Source organism: Aequorivita sp. IT1282 (assembly GCF_058068205.1).
Map to the genome: position 1 here is coordinate 304,672 of NZ_JBYRHR010000005.1, position 20,492 is coordinate 325,163.

Sequence of the window (20,492 nt, forward strand, 5' to 3'; positions counted from 1 at the left end):
TTAAGATCATTGTTCAAAAAAATATTAAATATCATCCCGCGGCCGTTACTCATTAGATTGAGTATTATTGGCAGGCCAATTCTGGCTTTCTTTTTAAAAGGAAATAAACACACAGACCCAATTGATGGTAAGTCGTACCGGAAATTTCTTCCGTACGGTTATGAAGTGGTTCGCGAAAATGTACTTTCTCCCGGAACGCTTTCTTTGGAAAGACACAGATTATTTTGGCTCTATCTTCAAAATGAAACTGATTTTTTCACAAAAAATCTGAAAGTACTTCACTTTGCTCCCGAGCAGGCTTTTTATAAGAAATTCAGAAAAATGAAAAATCTGGATTACACTACTACCGACTTAAATTCGCCAATTGCCGATGTAAAAGCCGATATCTGCAATTTACCCTTTGGAGATAATGAATTCGATTTTATAATTTGCAATCACGTTTTGGAGCACATTCCCGATGACACAAAGGCGATGCAGGAAATTTATCGTGTTTTAGCACCCGGCGGAACAGCAATTCTTCAGGTTCCCTACAAAGCAAATTTAGAAAAAACATTTGAAGACAATAGTATTACAGACCCAAAAGAGCGCGCAAAAATATTCGGACAATATGACCACGTGCGAGTTTATGGAATGGATTATTTCACAAAATTAGAGCGTGTTGGCTTTAAAGTGGAAGCTGAAGATTATACAAAAACAATTTCTTCTTCTGAAATTGAAAAATTTCGACTTCCGTTAGGCGAATTAATTCCCGTATGTAAAAAATAATACGTTCATTTGTTCGAAACTTCGAATTAATGAAAATAAAATTACTCTTCCTTTTTCTTGGGTTTACTTTAAATGCTATAGCTCAAAATCCGAACGATTGTGTAAATGCAATAGTTATCTGTGGCGATTCAAGTTTGGGAATTGATCCCAGCGGAATAGGTTTTGATGAATTTTCACTACCTGACAATGAAGTTCCTCCCTGTTATTATTTCGATCAACATAACATTTGGTTTAAGTTTATCATAATTGGGTCTGGCACACTCACCTTCGATCTTGTACCCGACAACGGCGAAGACGATTATGACTTCGCTATTTATGGCCCTGTTGTAACCTGCACTACTTTAGGTAGTTCAATTAGATGTTCCAGCACCAATCCGCTGGCGGCAGGTGTGCAAGTTGCAACGGGATTGAACATGGATGAGACAGATGTAAACGAAGGTCCCGGAGAGGATGGCAATGGATACTTACAATATATAGATGCCACAGTGGGCGATGTTTATTATCTTTTAGTAGATCGCGCTGTTGGATCTGGGCCTTTGAGCCTATTTTATACAGGAACTGCAAAATTACCAAATAGCGTGGTTGCTAATCAGCCAGAAAATTTGGCTAATTGTGATACAGATGGCAATCAAGATGGTTTTACCGATTTCGATCTCGAGTTACAAACAGCCGATATAATTGGTTCACAAACTGATGTGACAGTTACTTATCACGAAACTTTAAACGATGCTAGTATTGGTATAAACCCATTGGCGAGTCCATACCATAGTATTGCAAACCCGCAAACTATTTATGCACGTATTCAAAGATCAAACGGATGTACAGATTTAACCACATTCACAATTGAGGTGGGCAGTCCCGAATTATTGACTCCTGAAGATGTTGTTCTTTGTGATTACGGTTTTAGTTCGCTTTATTTTTTGGACGCTATAATTCCAGAGGTAATTTTAGATCCAGAGGGATATGTTTTTAGTTATCACGAAACTGATCTTGATGCCAATAATAATACGAATCCGATAGGAAGAACTATCTATTTCACCGAAACCCCAACCACTGTATTTGTTCGGGTTTCAGATGAAAACGATCCGTTGTGTTACGCAGTAACTTCTTTTCAAGGTTATATAAATATAATTACACGAGCTACACAACCCGAAGGCTTTATTATTTGTGATGATGATTTTGATGGTCAAACTACAGTAAACCTTACTGAGAAGAATGCTGAAATCCTGAACAGACTTCCGGCTAGCGATTTTCAGATACTTTATTACACCTCTGCTGAGGACCGATTAAATGGTACTAATCCTGTTTCTGGAAGTTTTCAAAACACCGAAAACCCGCAGACAATTTATGTGACTATGTTGGAAATAGCTACGGGATGTTTTGATTATACCCAATTCAATATAGTTGTAAATCCAATGCCAGAACCATTATTTGATCAGGAAATGTATATCTACTGCTTAAACGCAACAGAACCCTTGAAGATTTCTGTGCAAGCGGGTTTTCAAAATTATGTATGGAATACTGGTGAAGACGGCGGCAATTTGAATAAAATTTTTGTGGACGCTCCAGGAACTTATACTGTTACCGTTACAAATTATTACGGATGTGAAGATAGCGTAAGCGTACAGGTTTTAGCTTCAGATGTTGCCACGATTATTGATATAAAAGTTATCGATTTTAATGGTTCTAACAATTCTATGGAAGTAATTGTAGAAGGACCTGGGCTTTATGAGTATGCGCTCGACACAGATTTAATATACCAGCAAAGCAACATTTTTACTGGGCTTACGAATGGTTATTACACCGTATTTGTTCGCGACAGGCGTGGTTGCGGTACAGTTTCGCAAGAGGTTTTAATTTTAGACTATCCGCGGTTTTTTACACCAAATAATGATGGCTTTAATGATTATTGGCAAATTATAGGAATGGACGAATTTCCAAGGGCGAAGATTTATATTTTTGATCGTTTTGGAAAATTTTTAAAGGCAATCCCACCACGTTCTATGGGTTGGGACGGCGCCAATCAAAAAGGAACTCCATTACCTTCAAGTGATTATTGGTTCACAATTGAAATTGAAAACAGACCCAAATACCGTGGGCATTTTACACTAAAGAGATAAATTATTTTGGCATTTTTCTTTTGAAACCATCAGTCATAAAAACCTGATGATTATTGAGAGTATCGTTGAAGGTTAAATACGCCTCAATATTAGGTAGATTTTTCAATAACTCTTTCGATTTTTCTAAACCTAAAGCCATAAACGAAGTGGCATAAGCATCGGCAAATCCACAAGTGGAAGCAAGCACGGTGGCACTTGTAACATCACTCTTTTCCGCAGAACCAGTTAATGGATTTAAGGTATGCACGTATTTTTTTCCAGTTGCAGAGTCAATTCTGAATTTACGATAATTGCCAGAAGAGGCCATTCCAACATTTTTCAATTTAACGGTGGCTTCAATACTTCGGTCTTCTAATTCTGAATCTACAGCTTCAATACCTGCTACCCATTCTTGGTTTTTAGCAAGGTTTTCACCTTTAGTAAGAATTTCACCACCCAATTCAATTAAGTAATCTGTTACGCCTTTAGATTCCAAATAGCGCCCTAATAAATCAATTCCGAAGCCTTTTGCTACGGCATTAAAGTCGAAATAAATTTCTGGATATTCTTTGGAAATGGTACCGTCGCTATTGATGCTGACTTTTTGAAATCCTACATATTTCATCAATGAATCTAAAGTATGGCGGTCTATATTTTTTAGTGGTTTTACGTCGCCAAAACCATAGGCATTCCTCAAAACGCCAACGGTAGGATCAAAATAACCATTCGTTTTTTGATTCACTTCTTTTGAAATTTCAAAAACTTCTCTAAAAATTGAATCAACCTTTACCGTGGAATCGCCACGATTTACTTTGGAAATATCACTTTCGGGAATATAGGTGCTCACTGAATGATTCACAGCATCAATTACAGAATCTAAGCCTTGTTTAAAGTCTATGTCTTTATCTGAATAAAATTGTATGTTATAGGTTGTTCCGAATGCTTCGCCTTGCAAAAACGTAGGTTGCTCTTCATTCTTTTCACAAAAAAGAAATAGTAGTAACACGGGTAAAAAAAGTAATTTCTTCATAAAATAGCTTGTAAACCTTTATAAACAACGGTGTAATCTTCGTCCTTAATTACTGGGTTGCCGTAATCGCTTCCGTGCCCAAGGCCAACGCCCGCATAAAATGTTTTTGCTTCAAACTTTTCGGCGTGATCTTTTATGGTCTGCATAAAAAGCGGATCATAAGCATGTGCGTCTTGAGGAAATGTGATGGCGCGCACGATAACAAAATGAAGAATTTTATCTTTTAACGCTACGAATTGTGGATCGCGTTTCAATTTAGAATTGACGCCCAAAAATTCATAGCCATCTGCTTCCAGCTGTTTCCCTACGATATTCATCGCAAGGTTGTGAAGTTCTTGTTTGCTAAGTTTCTCGTTCATAATTGACAACAAAATTACGATTATTTGAATGCAATTTTTCTAATTACTGGTTATAAAAAAAACCGTTTCATATAAAAAATGAAACGGTTTTTAAATATTCTTAGAAATTGAGATTATCCTCCGAAATCATCAAAACGGATATTCTCGTCTGGGATTCCAAAGTCTTCACCCATTTTTTGAACCGCTTGGTTCATCAATGGTGGACCACAGAAATATAGTTCAATATCTTCTGGAGAATCGTGAAGGCTTAAATAATTATCAATAACCACTTGGTGGATAAAGCCAACAAAACCATCGCCAGCTTCATCGTGTATGTCTTTTTTTACTTTCCAATTATCTTCTTCAGCAGGTTCACTTAGTGCTAAATAGAATTTAAAGTTTGGAAATTCTTTTTCAAGTTGGTTAAAGTGGTCTAAATAGAAAAGTTCTCTTTTAGAACGTCCACCGTACCAATACGTAACTTTTCTTCCTGTTTTAAGGGTTCTGAAAAGATGATATAGGTGCGAACGCATAGGTGCCATTCCTGCTCCACCCCCAACGTAAAGCATTTCTGATTCTGAAGGATTGATGAAGAATTCACCATAAGGTCCAGAAATAACTACTTTATCTCCTTTTTTACAATTGAAAATATAAGAAGAAGCAATCCCTGGATTTACATCCATCCATCCGCCTTTTGCACGGTCAAATGGAGGAGTTGCAATACGAACGTTAAGCATAATTTCACGTCCTTCTGCTGGATAAGAAGCCATAGAATATGCTCTTTCAACAGTTTCAGTGTTTTTCATTGTAAGCGGCCAAAGCTTAAACTTTTCCCACTCATCCTTAAACTTGTCTGGTGTTTCGTGTTCTTCAGGGTGTGCAGTAATATCCATGTTTTCGAATTTCACCTCACAAGGTGGAATTTCAATCTGAATATAACCCCCAGCCTTGTAATTCATATCCTGAGGAATTTCAACTACAAATTCCTTAATAAAGGAAGCAACGTTATAGTTTCTAACAACGGTAGCATCCCATTTTTTAATACCAAAAACCTCTTCAGGAATTGTGATATTCATGTCTTGCTTTACTTTTACTTGGCAAGATAGACGGGCACCATCCTTTAATTCTTTACGTGTAAAGTGAGGAGTTTCAGTAGGCAATGCTTCACCACCACCATCATTGACGTGGCACTCACATTGAATACAAGTTCCACCACCACCACAGGCAGATGGTAAAAATATTTTTTCACCACTTAAGGTTGACAAAAGTGTGCCACCACTTTCTACTTCAATTACTTTTTCATTATTAATAGTAATTTTTACCGGGCCAGATGGCGAAAGCTTCTGCTTAGTAAAAAGTAATAATGATACCAGTAGTAAGGTTAAGATTAAAAAGGCAATAACCGTTACTATAATAACTCCGAGTGTACTTACTGCTAAAAACATACTATTGCTTCGTTATAGTTGAAACTTCAACCGTTTGTGCGGTTTCTATATTTTCTTGTTGAATTTCTTCAGTTTGCATTCCTACGTTTTCAGGATTTCCGTCTAAAGCAGGGGCAGATTCATCGCCACCTGTTAACATTCCACCAAAACTCATAAAACCAATTGCCATTAAACCTGTAATTATAAAGGTAATGCCCAGACCACGTAAAGGTGCAGGAACATTTGAGTAACGTATTTTTTCGCGAATTGCGGCAATTGCAAGAATTGCTAAAAACCATCCAATTCCCGAACTAATACCATAATTAAGTGCCAAACCTAAAGTTTGAATATCTCTAGATTGCATAAATAATGATCCCCCTAAAATTGCACAGTTTACTGCAATAAGCGGAAGAAATATACCTAGTGAGTTATAAAGTGAAGGCGAAAATTTTTCGACCACAATTTCAACTAATTGTACCATTGTTGCAATCGTTGCAATAAAAAGTATAAAAGAAAGGAAGCCAAGATCGTAAGAAGCATATTCTTCTCCCAACCAAGACAATGCCCCGTCTCTTAAAATATACTGGTCTAACAACCAGTTAAGCGGTACAGTTACAGCAAGAACAAAAATTACTGCAGCTCCAAGACCTACAGCGGTTGCTACTTTTTTAGAAACAGCAAGATAAGAGCACATTCCAAGGAAAGTGGCAAAGATCATGTTGTCAATAAAGATCGATTTAAAAAATAACTCTACGTGTTCCATTTTTTCAGTGTTCAGTTTGCAGTTCCAGTTTGCAGTAGGATTATCTACTACTAAGGGCTACTGCCAAGTTTGTTATTCCTCTATTAATGCTTTGTTTCTTGAACGTTGTACCCAAATAATGATACCTATAACTATCAATGCCATTGGCGAAAGCAACATAAATCCGTTGTTTTCATAACCTATGGAGTAAAGACCAGTTTTTGTAATTGGATCTCCTAATACTTGAAAGCCCAACAATGTTCCCGAACCTAAAAGCTCACGGAAAAAACCAACAATTACAAGTATAACTCCATATCCAGCTGCGTTTCCTATACCGTCTAAGAACGAACGCCACGGTCCGTTACCCAAAGCAAAAGCTTCAAAGCGTCCCATAATTATACAGTTAGTAATAATTAGACCAATAAAAACCGAAAGTTCCTTACTTAAAGAGTAAGCAAAAGCTTTTAGTACTTGATCTACAATAATTACCAATGCAGCTACAACTACCAATTGAACAATAATCCTGATTTTTGAAGGTATAATATTCCGCATAAGCGAAATAACTACGTTACCAATTCCTAAAACCGCAATAACCGAAATGGCCATTACAATAGATGCCTTTAATTGTGCTGTAATAGCTAATGCAGAACAGATACCCAAAACCTGAATGGTAATAGGGTTATTATCCGCTAATGGGTCTAGTATTAATTTACCGTCTTTTTTTGATAGCAATCCCATAATTTATTGATTTAATGATTTTAAGTACGGCAAGTACATTCTAACATCTTTCTTAATCATTGCCGTTACACCGTTTCCAGTAATAGTGGCTCCGGCAAGTGCGTCTACTTTATTGTCTGTTTTATTCTCGTTGAGAGGGTCGTTGTTACCTTTTGCAACGGTAATACCTTCGAAAGCATCTCCGTCCATAATTTGCTCACCTTCAAAATCGTCCATAAAATAGCGCTGCTTTATTTCAGCACCAAGACCTGGAGTTTCACCTTTGTGATCAAAAAACACTCCTTGAACAGTAAATGATTTATCTATAGCTACAAAACCCCAAATAGCATCCCAAAGCCCTTTACCGCGCATTGGTATTACATAAAGCGTTTCACCATCTTTTTCTCCCACAAAAAGCGGAAGTCTACGTTGGTAACTTGGGTCTTTTGCTTTTGTTTCTTCCTTTTTAACATCTATTAAATAAGCTTCTGGGTCTTCAGTTACTTTATCGCCTTGAATAACCAACTGCTTTTTAATATTTGTAGCGAACGCTGCTTCAACCTTTTCGGTAGAAATAAAGACGATGTCGCCATCTCCTTCATTATCATTTACACCCATAGCGTAAAGAATGTTTTGCATTTTTTCAAAACGCTCATTCAGTGTTATCTTGCTTTTAAGTCCTTGCGCTACGCCCGCTAAAAGAGAGCCAACTACAAGCACCATAACAATTGCAAAGATAATGGTGTATGAATTTTTATCTGTATACTTCGCCATTATTACGCTGTTTTAACTTTTAATCGTTTCATTCTCTTTTTAATATTTCCTTGAATCACATAGTGATCAATAGTTGGTGCAAATACGTTCATCAACAATATTGAAAGCATAAATCCTTCAGGATATGCTGGGTTGAAAACACGTATCATAATTCCCAGAAAACCTATAAAGAAACCATAGAACCATTTACCTTTATTGGTTTGTGAGGCAGTTACAGGATCTGTTGCCATATATACAATTGCAAAGGCTGCACTACCAATAATAAGGTGATGCCAGAAAGTTTCGCTCATTAAACTGTAGAAATTACTATTACTCTGAATCCATCCTGCTTCTACTACACCATTAAATATTAATCCCATTGTAAGAGCACCCAAGACGGCAGAGAGCATAATCCTCCAACTTCCTATTTTTGTAAAAATTAGAAAAGCAGCACCTAAAATAATAAGGAAGGTTGAAGTCTCTCCAACCGATCCAGGGATAAAGCCCCAGAACATATCCCACGTACTATAGACAGTTTCAGCGTTAGCTGCTAAACTTCCTAATATTGTTTCACCTGAAATAGCATCAGGCTGTCCAGCCATAGCTTTTGCACCGTGAACCCAAACTTTATCGCCACTCATCCAAGTAGGATAAGCGAAGAATAAAAAGGCGCGAATGGTAAGTGCGGGATTCAAAATATTCATTCCCGTTCCTCCAAATACTTCTTTCCCAATAACAACTCCAAAGATTACTGCAACTGTAAGCATCCAAAGTGGAATATCTATAGGAACAATAAGCGGCACGAGCATTCCCGTTACCAAATACCCTTCTTCTACTTCGTGCCCTTTTATTACGGCAAAAATAAATTCTACCCCAAGACCTACAACATACGACACTATAACTAGTGGCAAAACTGTCCAAGCTCCTAAAATAAAATTATCCCAAGTAAAGAAGTTACCCAATGGGTCTAAACGTAAAGTTGCATCAATAGCTGCGTAATGTTGAAAACCCGCATTAAATATTCCGAAGATTAAACACGGAACAAGCGCCATAATAACGGTGTTCATTGTACGCTTTAAATCGTCAACCACACGCACGTGAGAACCAGAATGCGTAGTTTCGTCTGGCGTGTACAAAAAGGTATGCAATGCATTGAATGCAGGGGCCATTTTTGTACCCTTGTATTTTTCCTTTAGCTTATGTAAATTCTGTTTCAATCCCATAGCGGTTATCCTATTTCTTTATACATTAAATCAAGACCGTTCCTGATAATTTGTTGATGTGGTTGCTTACTCACGCAAACAAATTCGGTAAGTGCAAAATCTTCCGGAGCCACTTCATACATTCCCAAAGCTTCCATTTCATCTAAATCTTGAACCATACAAGATTTCAGCATTTGTAGTGGATACATATCTAACGGAAATACTTGTTCGTAAACACCAGTTACCACAAAAGCACGGTGCTCTCCGTTTGTATTGGTATTTAAGTCAAATTTCTTATTTGGCGTTAACCAAGAAAAAGTAAGTGCTCTTGAAGTAGAAATTTTATCGAAAACTGGTTTGTTCCAACCAAAAAGTTCGTAATCGTCACCTTCAGGAATTACGGTAACAGTATTGGTGTAATAACCCAAATGTCCTTTTGGAGAAATCCTTTTCCCTGTAAGCACATCACCACTAATAACGCGAACGTTTTCGTTGTTCAATCCAGAATCATACAAGAATGTAGAAGCTTCTGAACCAATTCGGGTTCTATAATATTTTGGAGTTTTTACCTCAGAACCTGAAAGTGCAATAATTCTTTCGGCGTTAAACTTACCGGTAAGTAACAATTCGCCAATAATAACAAGATCTTGTGGCGCAATAGTCCAAACAATTTCTCCTTTATTAACTGGGCCAATTTTGTTTATCTGCGTACCAACATTTCCTGCTGGATGCGGACCAGATACATTGTGAAGCACAATATCTTTCATTCCTTTAAAAGGAGAGCTTCCACTTTTGCCAACACCCACGTGCACTTGCCCTTTGGTTAGTTTGCCGAGTGCCGTTACAGCTGCCTGCAACTCATTTTCTTTACCACGAAGTGAATAATCAAAATCGTTCGCTAATGGGGCGGTAGTAAATGCAGAAATAAATATATCTCTTGGCGCCTGCTCTGTGTCTGCAATTACTGCATAGGGACGTTGCAAAATAAATGGCCAGCAGCCAGCTTCTAGCAGGCGGGTTTTAATTGCATCCGCACTTGAAGAATCTGGACTCAGAATACCGAAATCTTTAAAAGAATCCTGCGCATCTGCTTCAATAGTAATTTCTGTGATTACACGTTTTGCACCGCGCTCAATTTTTGTAAGGGTTCCGCTAACAGGCGAAACAAACTTTACAATTTCATTGCTCTTAGAGTAGAAAATGGTATCACCAGCCTGAACTTTTCCACCTTCTCTAACCACCATTTTTGGTGTCACGAGGTGAAAATCTGAAGGTCTAATTGCGAAAGTTCTGGATCGCGGAGCGTTAGCAAGCGTTTTGTCTGCTTCGCCCTGTAAATTAATGGTAAGACCTTTTTTAATCTTAATGTCTTTGGACATAAATATGGATATTAATAATGCCTTTTTAACTCCCTATAATCCTTGAAATTACATTGACAGGGATTATGGGCGTGCAAATTTATAAATTAAAACCTCCATAGCCCAATAAAACCATATAATTTTATGTGTTAAAAAGCGAAGAAGAAGTATTTTAAAACGTTTATAAATTAGGGCATGAGTTTATGTCCGAAAAACTATATTAAAGTTTAAACTTTTGAAATATTCGCACCAATCTATTTAACAAGATGAGTATTTTAAATTAGACGTTGAATATAGTTAGTTTATATAAACAGAAGCTGACAGCCCTCTTCATCTGCCCTATTGTAAAAATCGCCAATAGTTAGAATACCATCTAATTCGTCTATTAAATCTTCTCTTTTGAGATGGAACATATCCACCGCGAGTTTGCAGCCCCAAAGCTTACATCCAGAATCTGAAAGAATTTCTAAAAACTCTCCAATGGGTGGCATATCTAACTTCTCCATTTCTTTTTTCATCATTTTTGTAGCCAAGGCTTCTACACCAGGCAAACCTCCCAACATTGTCGGAATATGCATAGCAGGATTACCAACCGTTGCTACACGTAGATGCTCTAGTTTTTTCTTCTGAATAGTTTCCAAACCAAAAAACGTAAAAAATATCTCAGACTCTATGCCTTCCATACGTGCGCCATTCGCCATTATGAATGCAGCATATGCGTTTTCTAATGTTGCTTTTGATAAGATAAAAAGCATTTTTCTAACTTTTGTAGCCATTTTCTTTTAATTTATAGGTTTAAATACAACTTTTTGGTTTCGGGATTCCAGCGATAAGTGTCGCTTTTTTTAGTGGACCTCCAGGAAACAGACTGTAAAATTCTTTCACATCAAACACCCCACTTTTTTTAATACCGCGGATGGATAAAGGCTCTTCTTTTTTGAATTTATCGTGTATATAATCAATAACCTCCCAGTGCCTATCTGTTAAATCTATATTGCAATCATCTGCAATACACTTACCAACTTCTTTATCCCATTGATTAAAATCTAAGAGATATCCCTCTTCGTTCACGTCAATTTCCTTACTTGCTATTACTTTTTTCATGATGCTATGTTTTATGTTTGTTTTATTTTACTTCTTCGTAATTTTTTCCTTTTTCAGACATGGTTGCTGAAACAAATGGAATGTGTATTCCTTTAATAAGCATATTCCAGTATATCCATCTAAATGCCATTTTACCCATGTGGTTAATTCTACTTTCTTTTAATAGACTCAATGGTCCAACGCCAGGAAAAGGAAACGAGCCTTCCACGGGTTCGTGAGTGTAATTAAAATCTATTAAAAGGGCTTTCCCGTTTCCTGTTTCAATAAAACAGTTTGCGTGACCATCAAATTCTTCCTTCAATGGTTCGCCATTTATGTATCGAAGAATATTATCGGTTAAAATTTCAGCTTCAAAATGAGCCACAGAGCCTGCTTTAGATGCTGGTAAATTAGTAGCATCTCCAATGGCGAAAATATTCTCATGTTCTTTAGATTGCAACGTTGCTTTATCTGTTGGAATATAATTAAGATCATCGCCCAAGCCAGAACGCTCCATTAAAGCATCGCCCATATTAGTTGGTACGGTAACAAGTAAATCGTATTCTACTTCAGTATCTGCGTAATCTATGATTTTGTTATTCTCATAATCCACGCGTTCAATATTGAAATTGGTAACTTCCTTTATATTTTTTTCTTCCAATAAATAATGAAGCGCTTGAGTTGCTTTAGGCTTTGTAAAAGCGCCATCCAAAGGAGTCACAAAAGTGATATCTACTTTTTCTCGCATGCCTTTATTCTTAAAGAATGAATCTGCTAAAAAAGCAAACTCTAAAGGAGCTACCGGACATTTAATTGGCATTTCGGTTATATGAATTACCAACTTACCACCTTCCCATTCGCGTAATTTATTTCGTAAGGCTTTGGCGCCTTCATAGGTATAAAAATCGAAAATGCTTTTATACCATTCTGGACCGTTCATACCTTCAGTTTCGTCCGGTGCAGTCTTAGTGCCTGTGGCAACAATTAAAATATCATAATTAACATCCTTTCCGCTTTCGAGAGTCACTTTGTTCTCCTCTGGCACAATGAGTTCTATTTTTTCTTGTATATAATTAACTCCTTTCGGAATAAATTTTTGACCCTTCTTTTTTACTTGTTTAGTGGTATAAATATCAAAAGGTAAAAACAAGAAACCAGGTTGGTAGTAATGCGTTTCGTACTGATCTACAATAGTAATGCTCCAATCTTTTTTATCAAGTTTAGAAACTAGATGATTGGCCATCATGGTTCCAGAAGTACCTGCTCCAAGAATGACTAAATTTTTCATAATACATTTAATTTAAGACAAATTTAAGTTACTAATGACAGAATTTATATGATATAAATCACTTAAGGACAGGTGGATTAAATATGTGATATGCTAGTCACTCTAAATTCATATTTAGCATAGCCTTCCACATTCCAAACTCCAAAATTGGAAAGACATCAAACTTCTAAAGCTGCAAATTGCCACATTGAAAATACTGAAGAAACGAAAACATCAATTGCTTTCTAAAACCCTTCAATGGGCGAGGCACAAAATTTGTTATCTTAGCTTTTTTAAAACGATATTATGTCAAAAACTTTTGCGGCTACCCTTATTCTTCTATTTACAGTTTTACCAATCTTTTCTCAAATTGTAGAAAAAGTAGAACCATCGTACATAAGTACTATCCAATTTCGTGGCGCAACAGACCTCAGCCAATTGCCGCTAATTCAATTGGGCGGGCAACTGCAACTTTCGTTTGATGCTCTAAATGGTGAAGAGGAAGACTTTTATTATACCATTTCGCACTACGATTTTGATTGGACTCCCAGCGACCTTTCCAAAAGTGAATATTTAGATGGTTTTGACGATGTACGCATACAGAATTACCAAAACTCGCTGAATACGCTTCAGATATTTTCGCATTACGAACTCTCGATTCCCAATCGCGATACACGATCTATTAAAAAAAGCGGAAACTACCTAATCAGCATTTTCAATAGCGATGGTGATCTTATTTTCACACGAAGATTTTTGGTAATAGAAAATATAGCAACAGTTGGCGTTGAAATTAAACGTGCACGCGATCTAAGACTTATTAATGAAAAACAAGTTGTTAACTTCACCGTAAACTCACCAAATTTATTGTTGGTAAACCCAAAGCAAACGGTTAAAACATTGGTGTTGCAGAATAGCAATCTTAAAACGGCTATCACAGATCTCATCCCCCAATACACCATGGGCAACGAGCTAATATATAGGTACGACAAAGAAGCTTATTTTGGTGGCGGCAATGAATTTCTCGCGTTCGACAATAAAGACGAGCGCTCTGCTTCAAACGGTGTGCGCTCCATTAGCGTTACCGAAGTTTATGAAAATTATTTGTACACAGACATTCCAAGATACAACAGACCTTACACATACAATCCAGACATTAATGGAAATTTTGTAGTGCGAAATATTGATGCTGAAAACCAAGATATTGAAGCAGAATACGTGCGTATGCACTTTAACCTTCAGTATTATGACGATCTTGGCGACAAGGAATTACACCTTTATGGAAATTTCAATAATTGGACTATTGACGGTAGCACGTACATGAAATACGACGCTGATAGCGGTAGCTACAAAAATGCCCGTTTGTTTAAACAAGGATTTTACAACTATAAATACGTGGTTGTAAATAGAGACGGATCTATAGAGCAAGGCGCAGTGGGCGGTGATTTTTGGCAGACCGAAAATGACTATACGGTAATTGTATATTTCCGCGATTTAGGCGCTAGATACGATCGCATAATTGGAACGGGTAACGCTAGTTCTACAAATATAAATAGCAACTAAACCTCCAAAACTTTAGTTTAAACATTAATCTTTTTTCGCCTAGCCATGAAACGTAAAAGAAGCGAAAATTCCACCGGAAGAAAGTCGTTGAGATTCCGTGGCAATACATGTTTAAATTGCGGTCAACCGCTAGATATTAGCGATGTTTATTGCTCTTATTGTTCGCAATTAAATAGCGACAAACAGCTTTCTGCAACAGATTTTTTTTCTGAATTCATAAGCAGTATCCTCGTTTACGATTCACGTTTGCGAAACACACTGAAAGATCTTCTTTTTAGACCAGGAAGAATTACCCGAAATTATACAAAAGGTCAGCGGTTAAAATACGCTAACCCTTTTCGTTTCTTTTTAAGTGTTTCTATTATCTACTTCTTGTTGATTAGTTTAATGGATATTATAAATCCAAGCATTGACAATGAGCTTAACTTTAGCTCTAAAATAATGGAAAATGCGGGCTTAGATTCCTTAGAGCAGAATATTACAATGACAACCACAGAAGCAATTAAATTTGCCGACTCTGTAAAAGAGAAAGAGCCAACTGAACCACTTAAATATATTTCAGAAAAAGAATTAGACACAATGCCCTTTTTAAAAAGTTATACTGAAAGGTTTACTTTATATAATAGTTTTTATGAAAAAAATAAAATGAAAAATGCTGCAAATGCCCTAGACAGTATGCATCACAAAAATTCTTCGTTTAACAGATGGGTATATTCAAAAAACATTACAGTTGAAAAAATTCGGGAAAATCCAACTGCATTTATAAATTATATTATTTCCAAAACACCTTTTTTTCTCTTTTTCTTCGCACCCTTTTTCGCATTGTTTTTCTGGCTTATTTATTCTGGAAAAAAATATACCTATATGGAACATATGGTTTTTATATTTCATATTTTCAGTTTTATCTTTTTGGTAATGCTCCTTTCTATTATTCCAGATCTTATAATTGGAACACAATTTTTTGTGGGATGTCTGTTTACTTTTATAGGTCCAATTTATTTTTACAAAGCTTTACGCAATTTTTACCAGCAAAGCAGAGCGGTAACTTTAATAAAATTCGTATTTTTAAACACCGTATTTGTAATTGGATTGACTTTTGCCACAATAATTTTTGTAGCAGCAAGCGCGGCAATTTATTAAGAAATGATACAGCAAGTAACACAGGGTATTAAAATCTCGGTGAAGACCGAATTTGACGGCACGTTTTACAAAAACAGTAAAATGCAATACGCCTTTGCATATATTATTACTATTGAAAATCAGAGTAAAGACACCGTACAGCTAACTTCCCGTTGTTGGAAAATAAAAGACTCCTTAAATAATACCGAAATTGTAGAAGGCGAAGGCGTAATTGGCCAGAAACCAATTCTACTTCCTGGAGAAAAACACTCCTACACTAGCGGCTGCCTACTCCACTCTCCTTTTGGGTCGATGAAGGGTTACTATAAAATGGTGAATTTTGCTACTACCCGGAAGTTTAGGGTTTCTATTCCTCTTTTCAATTTGAGCGCACCGTTTTCTATGAATTAATCTCTGCATTGGAAAACAGAAAAATATACTTTGCACGCGATAAATCGCGAGTCTACTGTATTAACGAATTGCTGCTTTTACCCGATTGCAAATCTTCATAACGCATTTCAACAATATCCTCCTTTTTAGAAACTTGGGTTATACTTTTTGTTTTTATAAAACCTCGATCCATTATAAGATCGTCATTCAAATCGCCTTCGCCCGCAGTTTTATGAAAGTGAAGAATTTCCTCTTCGGAAGGCTTTAAAGTTTTCATCAAAAAATCTGAAAACCAATGTTCCCGTCTATTCTTCAATTTTACTGGATACAATGGTGAAGAAGACCATATTTTTGGCGCCAGTGGTTCTTCAGAAAAATGATAATTTGTCCCGTCCCAAACCAATTGAAACAATTGTACTTCGTTTTTCCATTCAACTAAAACTGCTGTAAATGGCTCTATATCGTTGAAATTATAGTTATCAATTTCAACTTTCAAAGCATCGCTTTTCAGCAAATCTTTCACCACCAAACCTCTACTTCTTCTGTAATAAGTTTTTCGTTGGTGCGCCACAAAACCACCATTCATTAAGGTTATAACTCTTTTCTTTTCACTTAAACCAATCCAAGTTCCACCTGCAACAGCATCTTTCGGGTAAAGTAAACGCACGCCTTCTTCTTCATATATTTCTGGTAAAAATGTTTCGCGCCCAGGTGCTTCATCTCTATTGGAAGTTAATATAAAATCGTTATTAGATTTCGGAATAAAAGTTACGGTACACATAGCTTAGAGTTGTTTCCCGAAACTACAAAAGGAAATTTAAAAATTCTATATAACAAGCTTCTAATTCCAAATAAAATTCACAATACAAATTCCAAACTTCAAAAAAAAGGCATTCCAATTGGAATTTGGAATTTCAAGGTTTGGTGATTCCATTTTTGTACCTTTGCACACTTCATAAACAGAAAAAATAAAATAATATGGGAAATGGATTTTTTGAAGTGCCAATCGCCGTTAACGAACCTATAAAAAGCTACGCGCCAGGTTCTGCAGAACGCGAAGAAGTACTTGAGACTTACAGAGAAATGTATAAGGCAAAGGTAGATGTACCTTTATTTATTAATGGCGAAGAGGTTAAAACCAAAGACACCGCTACTATGTCTCCTCCGCACGACCATAAACACGTGTTGGGAACCTATCATAAAGCTACCAAAAAAAATGTTGAGGACTCAATTTCCACTGCATTAGAGGCTAGAAAAAAATGGTCAGTAATGCCTTGGGAACAACGCGCTGGTATTTTTCTTCGTGCAGCCGAATTAATTGCTGGTCCTTACAGAGCAAAAATAAACGCAGCTACTATGCTGGCCCAGTCTAAAAATATTTATCAAGCCGAAATTGATTCTGCTTGTGAACTTATTGACTTTTTAAGGTTCAACGTTCAGTATATGACTGAAATTTATGCAGAGCAACCAGAATCTACTTCTGCAGCTTGGAACCGCGTTGAATACAGACCTCTAGAAGGTTTTATTTATGCAATTACTCCTTTTAACTTTACTGCTATTGCTGGAAATCTTCCCGCAAGTGCTGCGTTAATGGGTAACGTTGTTGTGTGGAAACCGAGTAACTCGCAAATATATTCTGCAAAAGTTATTATGGATGTTTTCCGTGAAGCGGGCGTTCCTGCTGGCGTTATCAATATGGTAATGGGAGATCCTGCTATGATTTCGGACACGCTTATGGCGAGTCCAGATTTTAGTGGTGTTCACTTTACAGGCTCTACCAATGTTTTTCAAGGACTTTGGAAAAAAATTGGTGATAACATTACTAATTACAAAACATACCCACGTATTGTTGGGGAGACGGGTGGAAAAGATTTTATCGTTGCCCACAAAACTTCCGATGCAAAACAAGTTGCAACTGCAATGGCTCGTGGTGCTTTTGAATACCAAGGACAAAAATGTAGTGCGGCCAGCCGTTGCTATATTTCTGAAAGTATTTGGAAAGACGTTAAACAGTATTTGATTGATGATCTGCGTTCTTTCAAAATGGGAACTCCAGAAGATATGGGCAATTTTATAAATGCAGTAATCCACGAAGGTTCTTTTGATAAACTTGCAAGCTATATTGATGCTGCCAAAAAAGACAAAAACGCTGAAATTATTGCAGGTGGTAATTACGACAAGAGCAAAGGTTACTTTATAGAGCCTACAGTTATTGTTACTAAAGATCCAAAATACACAACAATGTGTACGGAACTTTTCGGCCCTGTACTTACCGTTTATATTTACGACGATAAAAAGTGGGAAGAAACCCTTCATTTAGTAGATGAAACCAGCGAATACGCTTTAACCGGAGCTGTTTTTAGTGAAGACAGATATGCCTTGGAAGTAGCGGTTAAGATTCTTGAAAATGCTGCAGGTAACTTCTATATAAACGACAAGCCTACGGGAGCTGTTGTTGGCCAACAACCTTTTGGTGGTGCCCGAGCTAGTGGTACTAATGATAAGGCTGGAAGTAAGCAAAATCTTTACAGATGGATTTCGCCACGTATGGTGAAGGAAACCTTTGTTTCTCCTATTGATTATAGATACCCTTTCTTAGGATAGATTTTCAATTGCATTCATGAAAAAACCCATCTTGAAATATTCAAGATGGGTTTTTTAGTTTTATCTACTTTGTTTATTAATCGTATTTTTTATTCTCTCCAACTTTTGCGAACTGTGAGTTTTTGGCTTCATCGTTAGAATTAACAACCATTACTATTACACTTAAATTATCCACATTGTATTCTGAAGGAATTTCTAGACTAAACTGCTTCTTGTATTCTGAATAAGCAGACATTTCAGCAATTGGATCTCCAAAAATATCAGTGAGTGAATTACGAAGCGCATCGTTATGAATAAAATCTGGAATTGGATTTCCGTGCCCTTCTAATGGGTGTCCTGCTGTATTGTTGAAATAATTTGTTTGAGCATACACTATACCGCTCTCTACAAGGTAAACCACAAGTTTATCGCCAACTTCAGATCCGCCAGCATATACTGCTTTTACATCAACAGTTAAGTTTGCTCCTGTCATTTTTGAATCAATAGCGATAGCAAGATTGGTTTCATTTCCAGCCATTGTGAGCACATCAGCTATACTATAAGGATCCAACCATTTCTGCTTGCGATTTAAACGCGCTTGAGGAAGTCCGCCAATTCCGAAGGCGTCTTTCATCTCTAGCACTCTATCAAAATGCATTGGGTCTGGTAGTGAAGAACCAGTTTCGTGAATAGCTACTACAGAAATATCGTTAGTTGCTAATTTAGCAGCATCTATAGCAAGTGCTACAGCAGGGCAAAAGCCACACCAAGTACCTGTATAATCTTCTATTACTACCTTTCTTTTTGGTACGTAAACTGAAAAGTCTTTGGCAGGTGTAGTATACGTTTCGTTGTCTACCACATATTCTGCATATACTTGAAAACTGCCAACAGATGCAGAGGAATAGGTGAAACCAGCAATAGCAGTGCCGCCTACATAAAACGTTGCTTCAGAAGCTGTATTAATTCCGTTATTATCAAACAATCCAAAAGTTATAGTTTGATTTTTCATCGCTCTAGGTGCGTCAATTGTCAATGCTCTTTCTGTTGGGGTAAGTACTTCAAAATTAAGAATATTACTGTTTTTATCGTCATAAACCGCTTTAACGGTAAAGGCACCCGAAGCATCAAATGTGTAAGTTCTTTCTGTAATTGGTTCGTCATTAATATAATAGGTAGCCGATTCTGAATAATCTTCGCCATCACTTCCTAATACAGTAAATACAACTACATCATTAAGCGATAAAACTTCTAATTCTCCCGTTCCTGCATCACTTTTTAATTCAATAGTTAAATCTGCAGCGGCCGGCACAAAAGGGTCTTCTTTTTTGCTACAAGAAACAATTGCTATAACTGCAAAGAACAGTAAAGCTTTTAAATAGGTATTAGTTTTCATATTAAGGTTGTTTATTTAGATATAAAAATGAGCGCTAATATAGTTTAAATCTTAAAAATGCATAGGCATTATTTGTTAAATCAATATTTTTCGCTCAAACTAATTCAACTTTCATTAAAAAAATCTTAATATTGCTTCACTTAAAATAATCACAAATCTTATTACTTATGAAAAAAATTATTCCACTTCTTCTTTTATTCGTTTCACTCATCGGATTTTCTCAAAGTGAATTACCCCAGGTAGATTTAACTACCGTTGATGGAAACACTATTAACTCCAACGACCTTTCAAAGGAAAATAAGGTAATTGTAATTTCGCTATGGGCCACTTGGTGTGTTCCGTGCTTAAAGGAGCTTGATGCCATCAGTGAAATTTACCCAGAATGGCAAGATGAAACTGGTGTTGAACTATTTGCTGTTTCAGTAGACGACAGCCGTACTGTAAAAAGAGTAAAGCCACTAATAAACGGAAAAGGCTGGGACTATACCGTTCTTTTAGATACTAATAACGACTTCAAACGCGCCTTGGGTGCAGCTACCGTTCCATTAACTTTATTGGTTAAAAACAACGAAATAGTATACCGCCATTCTGGTTACAGTCCTGGCGCTGAATACGAACTTTATGAAAAAATAAAGGAGTATTCTAACTAATCTAATTACCAATCAA

20 protein-coding genes are annotated in these 20,492 nt (G+C 36.6%); 7 read left to right on the plus strand and 13 right to left on the minus strand.

What is annotated here, in order from left to right; genetic code table 11:
- Positions 1–9: 9 nt before the first annotated feature.
- Both AC3RVG_RS12950 and AC3RVG_RS12955 read left to right on the plus strand, forming a co-directional pair.
- Entirely contained in the window at positions 10–765 is a 756-nt protein-coding gene (locus tag AC3RVG_RS12950) for a class I SAM-dependent methyltransferase (protein ID WP_489691890.1), read from the plus strand.
- 29 nt (positions 766–794) lie between these two features.
- On the plus strand, positions 795–2,885 hold the full coding sequence (locus AC3RVG_RS12955) for a T9SS type B sorting domain-containing protein (RefSeq protein ID WP_489691891.1): 2,091 nt from the start codon (positions 795–797) through the stop codon (positions 2,883–2,885).
- 1 nt (position 2,886) lies between these two features.
- Here AC3RVG_RS12955 and AC3RVG_RS12960 read toward each other — a convergent pair whose 3' ends face one another.
- The 11 genes from AC3RVG_RS12960 to sqr all read right to left on the minus strand — a co-directional run bounded on the left by AC3RVG_RS12960 (position 2,887) and on the right by sqr (position 12,799).
- Entirely contained in the window at positions 2,887–3,894 is a 1,008-nt protein-coding gene (locus AC3RVG_RS12960) for an FAD:protein FMN transferase (RefSeq protein WP_489691892.1), read from the minus strand.
- On the minus strand, positions 3,891–4,253 hold the full coding sequence (locus AC3RVG_RS12965; RefSeq protein ID WP_489691893.1) for a DUF8840 domain-containing protein: 363 nt from the start codon (positions 4,251–4,253) through the stop codon (positions 3,891–3,893). The genes AC3RVG_RS12960 and AC3RVG_RS12965 overlap by 4 nt, the downstream gene beginning before the upstream one ends.
- Positions 4,254–4,366: 113 nt before the next feature.
- A complete protein-coding gene (gene nqrF, locus AC3RVG_RS12970; RefSeq protein WP_489691894.1) occupies positions 4,367–5,677 on the minus strand; it encodes an NADH:ubiquinone reductase (Na(+)-transporting) subunit F in 1,311 nt (436 codons plus the stop codon).
- Between the two features lies 1 nt (position 5,678).
- Positions 5,679–6,419 (minus strand): NADH:ubiquinone reductase (Na(+)-transporting) subunit E, encoded by a 741-nt coding sequence (gene nqrE / locus AC3RVG_RS12975; RefSeq protein WP_489691895.1) that lies wholly within the window; start codon positions 6,417–6,419, stop codon positions 5,679–5,681.
- 72 nt (positions 6,420–6,491) lie between these two features.
- Entirely contained in the window at positions 6,492–7,136 is a 645-nt protein-coding gene (locus AC3RVG_RS12980) for an NADH:ubiquinone reductase (Na(+)-transporting) subunit D (RefSeq protein ID WP_489691896.1), read from the minus strand.
- A gap of 3 nt (positions 7,137–7,139) precedes the next feature.
- Entirely contained in the window at positions 7,140–7,889 is a 750-nt protein-coding gene (locus tag AC3RVG_RS12985) for a Na(+)-translocating NADH-quinone reductase subunit C (RefSeq protein WP_489691897.1), read from the minus strand.
- A gap of 2 nt (positions 7,890–7,891) precedes the next feature.
- Positions 7,892–9,091 carry an NADH:ubiquinone reductase (Na(+)-transporting) subunit B gene (locus AC3RVG_RS12990; RefSeq protein WP_489691898.1) on the minus strand — a complete coding sequence of 400 codons (1,200 nt, stop codon included), beginning with the start codon at positions 9,089–9,091 and terminating at the stop codon, positions 7,892–7,894.
- Positions 9,092–9,096: 5 nt separating this feature from the next.
- On the minus strand, positions 9,097–10,449 hold the full coding sequence (locus AC3RVG_RS12995; RefSeq protein ID WP_489691899.1) for a Na(+)-translocating NADH-quinone reductase subunit A: 1,353 nt from the start codon (positions 10,447–10,449) through the stop codon (positions 9,097–9,099).
- Positions 10,450–10,730: 281 nt separating this feature from the next.
- A complete protein-coding gene (locus AC3RVG_RS13000; RefSeq protein WP_489691900.1) occupies positions 10,731–11,204 on the minus strand; it encodes a DsrE/DsrF/DrsH-like family protein in 474 nt (157 codons plus the stop codon).
- 19 nt (positions 11,205–11,223) lie between these two features.
- Complete coding sequence (locus tag AC3RVG_RS13005; protein WP_489691901.1) at positions 11,224–11,532, minus strand: TusE/DsrC/DsvC family sulfur relay protein; 309 nt, start codon at positions 11,530–11,532, stop codon at positions 11,224–11,226.
- Positions 11,533–11,554: 22 nt separating this feature from the next.
- Positions 11,555–12,799 carry a type III sulfide quinone reductase, selenoprotein subtype gene (sqr, locus tag AC3RVG_RS13010; protein ID WP_489691902.1) on the minus strand — a complete coding sequence of 415 codons (1,245 nt, stop codon included), beginning with the start codon at positions 12,797–12,799 and terminating at the stop codon, positions 11,555–11,557.
- A 285-nt stretch (positions 12,800–13,084) separates the two neighbouring features.
- On the opposite strand from sqr, the gene AC3RVG_RS13015 reads away from it, so the two are divergent.
- Genes AC3RVG_RS13015 through apaG form a run of 3 tightly spaced genes read left to right on the plus strand, consistent with a single transcriptional unit; the run spans position 13,085 to position 15,868 of the window.
- Positions 13,085–14,338, plus strand: coding sequence for a type IX secretion system plug protein (locus AC3RVG_RS13015; RefSeq protein WP_489691903.1), 1,254 nt, complete (start codon positions 13,085–13,087; stop codon positions 14,336–14,338).
- Between the two features lie 45 nt (positions 14,339–14,383).
- Positions 14,384–15,478, plus strand: a complete 1,095-nt coding sequence (locus AC3RVG_RS13020; RefSeq protein ID WP_489691904.1) for a DUF3667 domain-containing protein — start codon at positions 14,384–14,386, stop codon at positions 15,476–15,478.
- 3 nt (positions 15,479–15,481) lie between these two features.
- Entirely contained in the window at positions 15,482–15,868 is a 387-nt protein-coding gene (gene apaG, locus AC3RVG_RS13025; protein ID WP_489691905.1) for a Co2+/Mg2+ efflux protein ApaG, read from the plus strand.
- 52 nt (positions 15,869–15,920) lie between these two features.
- Here the strand turns inward: apaG and AC3RVG_RS13030 are convergent, their stop codons facing one another.
- Complete coding sequence (locus AC3RVG_RS13030) at positions 15,921–16,628, minus strand: NRDE family protein (RefSeq protein ID WP_489691906.1); 708 nt, start codon at positions 16,626–16,628, stop codon at positions 15,921–15,923.
- Positions 16,629–16,825: 197 nt separating this feature from the next.
- On the opposite strand from AC3RVG_RS13030, the gene pruA reads away from it, so the two are divergent.
- Positions 16,826–18,451, plus strand: a complete 1,626-nt coding sequence (gene pruA, locus AC3RVG_RS13035) for an L-glutamate gamma-semialdehyde dehydrogenase (RefSeq protein WP_489691907.1) — start codon at positions 16,826–16,828, stop codon at positions 18,449–18,451.
- A 76-nt stretch (positions 18,452–18,527) separates the two neighbouring features.
- Here pruA and AC3RVG_RS13040 read toward each other — a convergent pair whose 3' ends face one another.
- Complete coding sequence (locus tag AC3RVG_RS13040) at positions 18,528–19,826, minus strand: Omp28-related outer membrane protein (protein ID WP_489691908.1); 1,299 nt, start codon at positions 19,824–19,826, stop codon at positions 18,528–18,530.
- A gap of 167 nt (positions 19,827–19,993) precedes the next feature.
- Here AC3RVG_RS13040 and AC3RVG_RS13045 point away from each other — a divergent pair, with 167 nt between their 5' ends.
- On the plus strand, positions 19,994–20,476 hold the full coding sequence (locus AC3RVG_RS13045; RefSeq protein WP_489691909.1) for a TlpA family protein disulfide reductase: 483 nt from the start codon (positions 19,994–19,996) through the stop codon (positions 20,474–20,476).
- Positions 20,477–20,492: the final 16 nt, after the last annotated feature.

Coding starts and splice junctions, on each gene's coding strand:
- AC3RVG_RS12955 (WP_489691891.1), top strand. CDS start 795: ATGAAAATAAAATTACTCTTCCTTTTTCTTGGGTTTACTTTAAATGCT.
- AC3RVG_RS12960 (WP_489691892.1), bottom strand. CDS start 3,894: ATGAAGAAATTACTTTTTTTACCCGTGTTACTACTATTTCTTTTTTGT.
- AC3RVG_RS12965 (WP_489691893.1), bottom strand. CDS start 4,253: ATGAACGAGAAACTTAGCAAACAAGAACTTCACAACCTTGCGATGAAT.
- nqrF (WP_489691894.1), bottom strand. CDS start 5,677: ATGTTTTTAGCAGTAAGTACACTCGGAGTTATTATAGTAACGGTTATT.
- nqrE (WP_489691895.1), bottom strand. CDS start 6,419: ATGGAACACGTAGAGTTATTTTTTAAATCGATCTTTATTGACAACATG.
- AC3RVG_RS12980 (WP_489691896.1), bottom strand. CDS start 7,136: ATGGGATTGCTATCAAAAAAAGACGGTAAATTAATACTAGACCCATTA.
- AC3RVG_RS12985 (WP_489691897.1), bottom strand. CDS start 7,889: ATGGCGAAGTATACAGATAAAAATTCATACACCATTATCTTTGCAATT.
- AC3RVG_RS12990 (WP_489691898.1), bottom strand. CDS start 9,091: ATGGGATTGAAACAGAATTTACATAAGCTAAAGGAAAAATACAAGGGT.
- AC3RVG_RS12995 (WP_489691899.1), bottom strand. CDS start 10,449: ATGTCCAAAGACATTAAGATTAAAAAAGGTCTTACCATTAATTTACAG.
- AC3RVG_RS13000 (WP_489691900.1), bottom strand. CDS start 11,204: ATGGCTACAAAAGTTAGAAAAATGCTTTTTATCTTATCAAAAGCAACA.
- AC3RVG_RS13005 (WP_489691901.1), bottom strand. CDS start 11,532: ATGAAAAAAGTAATAGCAAGTAAGGAAATTGACGTGAACGAAGAGGGA.
- sqr (WP_489691902.1), bottom strand. CDS start 12,799: ATGAAAAATTTAGTCATTCTTGGAGCAGGTACTTCTGGAACCATGATG.
- AC3RVG_RS13015 (WP_489691903.1), top strand. CDS start 13,085: ATGTCAAAAACTTTTGCGGCTACCCTTATTCTTCTATTTACAGTTTTA.
- AC3RVG_RS13020 (WP_489691904.1), top strand. CDS start 14,384: ATGAAACGTAAAAGAAGCGAAAATTCCACCGGAAGAAAGTCGTTGAGA.
- apaG (WP_489691905.1), top strand. CDS start 15,482: ATGATACAGCAAGTAACACAGGGTATTAAAATCTCGGTGAAGACCGAA.
- AC3RVG_RS13030 (WP_489691906.1), bottom strand. CDS start 16,628: ATGTGTACCGTAACTTTTATTCCGAAATCTAATAACGATTTTATATTA.
- pruA (WP_489691907.1), top strand. CDS start 16,826: ATGGGAAATGGATTTTTTGAAGTGCCAATCGCCGTTAACGAACCTATA.
- AC3RVG_RS13040 (WP_489691908.1), bottom strand. CDS start 19,826: ATGAAAACTAATACCTATTTAAAAGCTTTACTGTTCTTTGCAGTTATA.
- AC3RVG_RS13045 (WP_489691909.1), top strand. CDS start 19,994: ATGAAAAAAATTATTCCACTTCTTCTTTTATTCGTTTCACTCATCGGA.